The organism is Lientehia hominis, assembly GCF_021044755.1.
Classification (GTDB): Bacteria; Bacillota; Clostridia; order Lachnospirales; family Lachnospiraceae; genus Lientehia; species Lientehia hominis.
The window spans coordinates 1-3003 of sequence record NZ_JAJNOR010000016.1; the positions used below are offsets into that span (position 1 = coordinate 1).

The window sequence follows — 3003 nt, forward strand, 5'->3', positions numbered from 1 at the left end:
CCTGGACAAGCCCTCGGCCGATTAGTACTGGTCAGCTCCATACATTGCTGCACTTCCACCTCCAGCCTATCTACCTCGTCGTCTTCAAGGGGCCTTACTAGCTTTTGCTATGAGATATCTCATCTCGAGGGGGGCTTCACGCTTAGATGCCTTCAGCGTTTATCCCTTCCCGACTTGGCTACCCGGCCATGCACTTGATGTGCAACCGGTACACCAGAGGTCAGTCCATCCCGGTCCTCTCGTACTAAGGACAGCTCCTCTCAGATATCTTACGCCCGCGCCGGATAGGGACCGAACTGTCTCACGACGTTCTGAACCCAGCTCGCGTACCGCTTTAATGGGCGAACAGCCCAACCCTTGGGACCTACTTCAGCCCCAGGATGCGATGAGCCGACATCGAGGTGCCAAACCACTCCGTCGATGTGAACTCTTGGGAGTGATAAGCCTGTTATCCCCAGGGTAGCTTTTATCCGTTGAGCGATGGCGTTCCCACTTAACACCACCGGATCACTAAGCCCTACTTTCGTACCTGCTCCACCCGTCGGTGTCGCAGTCAAGCTCCCTTATGCCTTTGCACTCTCCGGATGGTTTCCGTCCATCCTGAGGGAACCTTTGGGCGCCTCCGATACTCTTTCGGAGGCGACCGCCCCAGTCAAACTCCCCGCCTGGCATTGTCCCACCGCCGGATCACGGCGGCTGGTTAGAAACCCAATATCGCAAGGGTGGTATCCCAACAGCGGCTCCAGGAGGACTGGCGTCCTCCCTTCTCTGCCTCCCACCTATCCTGTACATGCAATACCGGATCCCAGTGCCAAGCTGGAGTAAAGCTCCATGGGGTCTTTCCGTCCTGGCGCAGGTAACCAGCATCTTCACTGGTACTTCAATTTCACCGGGTGCATTGTTGAGACAGTGCCCAAATCATTACGCCTTTCGTGCGGGTCGGAACTTACCCGACAAGGAATTTCGCTACCTTAGGACCGTTATAGTTACGGCCGCCGTTTACTGGGGCTTAAGTTCAATGCTTCGCATTCGCTAACATCTCCCCTTAACCTTCCAGCACCGGGCAGGCGTCAGCCCATATACCTCACCTTTCGGTTTCGCATAGACCTGTGTTTTTGCTAAACAGTTGCTTGGGCCAATTCTCTGCGGCCTCTCTCGAGGCACCCCTTCTCCCGAAGTTACGGGGTCATTTTGCCGAGTTCCTTAACAATGCTTCTCCCGTCGGCCTTAGGATTCTCTCCTCATCCACCTGTGTCGGTTTACGGTACGGGTGCAGTATGAGCCATAGCGGCTTTTCTTGACAGCTGGTATGCAAGCTTCCCTACTTATTTTCGGTCCGCATCACGGCTTCGGATCATCAGACGGTTTTTCCTATCTGACTCCTCCCCCGCTTGCACCGGTCTTTTCATTCCCGGCTCTTACTTCCCCTCTGTGTCCCCACAGTTCTGTCATACTGCAGTACAGGAATCTCAACCTGTTGTCCATCGGCTACGCCGTTAAGCCTCGCCTTAGGTCCCGACTCACCCAGGGCAGATCAGCTTTACCCTGGAAACCTTAGATATTCGGCCGTAAGGATTCTCACCTTACTCTCGCTACTCATTCCGGCATTCTCTCTTCTCAAGCGTCCACAGCTCCTTACGGTACTGCTTCTTCCCCTTGAGAATGCTCCTCTACCGATGTATCTCTACATCCCTCGGCTTCGGTGGTGTGTTTCAGCCCCGGACATTTTCGGCGCAGGGCCTCTCGACTAGTGAGCTATTACGCACTCTTTCAATGTATGGCTGCTTCTGAGCCAACATCCTAGTTGTCTTTGAAACCCCACATCCTTTTCCACTTAACACACACTTTGGGACCTTAGCCGGAGGTCTGGGCTCTTTCCCTTTTGACTGCCCAACTTATCTCGTGCAGTCTGACTCCCGTGCAGCATCTCTATGGCATTCGGAGTTTGATATCCTTTGGTAAGCTTTGACGCCCCCGCGGGAATTCAGTGCTCTACCTCCATGAGACTAACACGAGGCTAGCCCTAAAGCTATTTCGAGGAGAACCAGCTATCTCCGGGTTCGATTGGAATTTCTCCCCTATCCACACCTCATCCCCACCCTTTTCAACGGATGTGGGTTCGGTCCTCCACGGGATTTTACTCCCGCTTCAACCTGGACATGGATAGATCACCCGGTTTCGGGTCTGCCTGTGCTGACTCTGCGCCCTATTCAGACTTGGTCTCCCTTCGGCTCCGCGCTCTCTGCGCTTAACCTCGCCAGCACCGGCAACTCGCCGGACCGTTCTACAAAAAGTACGCGGTCGTGCTCTCATGGCACTCCCACAGCTTGTAAACACAGGGTTTCAGGTTCTCTTTCACTCCCCTCCCGGGGTCCTTTTCACCTTTCCTTCACAGTACTATGCGCTATCGGTCACTAAGGAGTATTTAGCCTTGGGGGGTGGTCCCCCCGACTTCCCACAAGGTTTCTCGTGTCTCGTGGTACTTTGGATCCCGCTCGCTGGTTTCCCGTTTCGCCTACGGGGCTTTCACCCTCTCTGGCTGGCTTTCCCAAAGCCATTCTGCTACGGTCCTTCCTCACTTATCGCGGTCCTTAACCCCCAGGTGCACGCACCTGGGTTTAGGCTCCTCCGGTTTCGCTCGCCGCTACTCCCGGAATCGACGTTTCTTTCTTTTCCTCCGGCTACTTAGATGTTTCAGTTCGCCGGGTTCCCCTCCATACGTTATGGATTGGCGTATGGATACTGGAGGGCTCCTCCAGTGGGTTTCCCCATTCAGATACCCATGGATCTCCGGATATTTGCTCCTCCCCATGGCTTTTCGCAGCTTATCGCGTCTTTCTTCGGCTCTTAGTGCCAAGGCATCCACCCTGCGCTCTTTTTCGCTTGACCAGGTTTTCCCTCACAGGTAGCGTCCCGTGAGCCTGGCTTAGGTTTTTGCTCTGTTTGAAATTGATTTCATTTCTTTTTTTGATGTCTTTTCCAATGTGCAGTTTTCAAGGTACT

At 54.0% G+C, this 3003-nt stretch carries 1 rRNA gene; it reads right to left on the reverse strand.

The features are described from left to right. Window position 1: 1 nt before the first annotated feature. A 23S ribosomal RNA gene (locus tag LQE92_RS14360) occupies window positions 2–2889 on the reverse strand. Window positions 2890–3003: the final 114 nt, after the last annotated feature.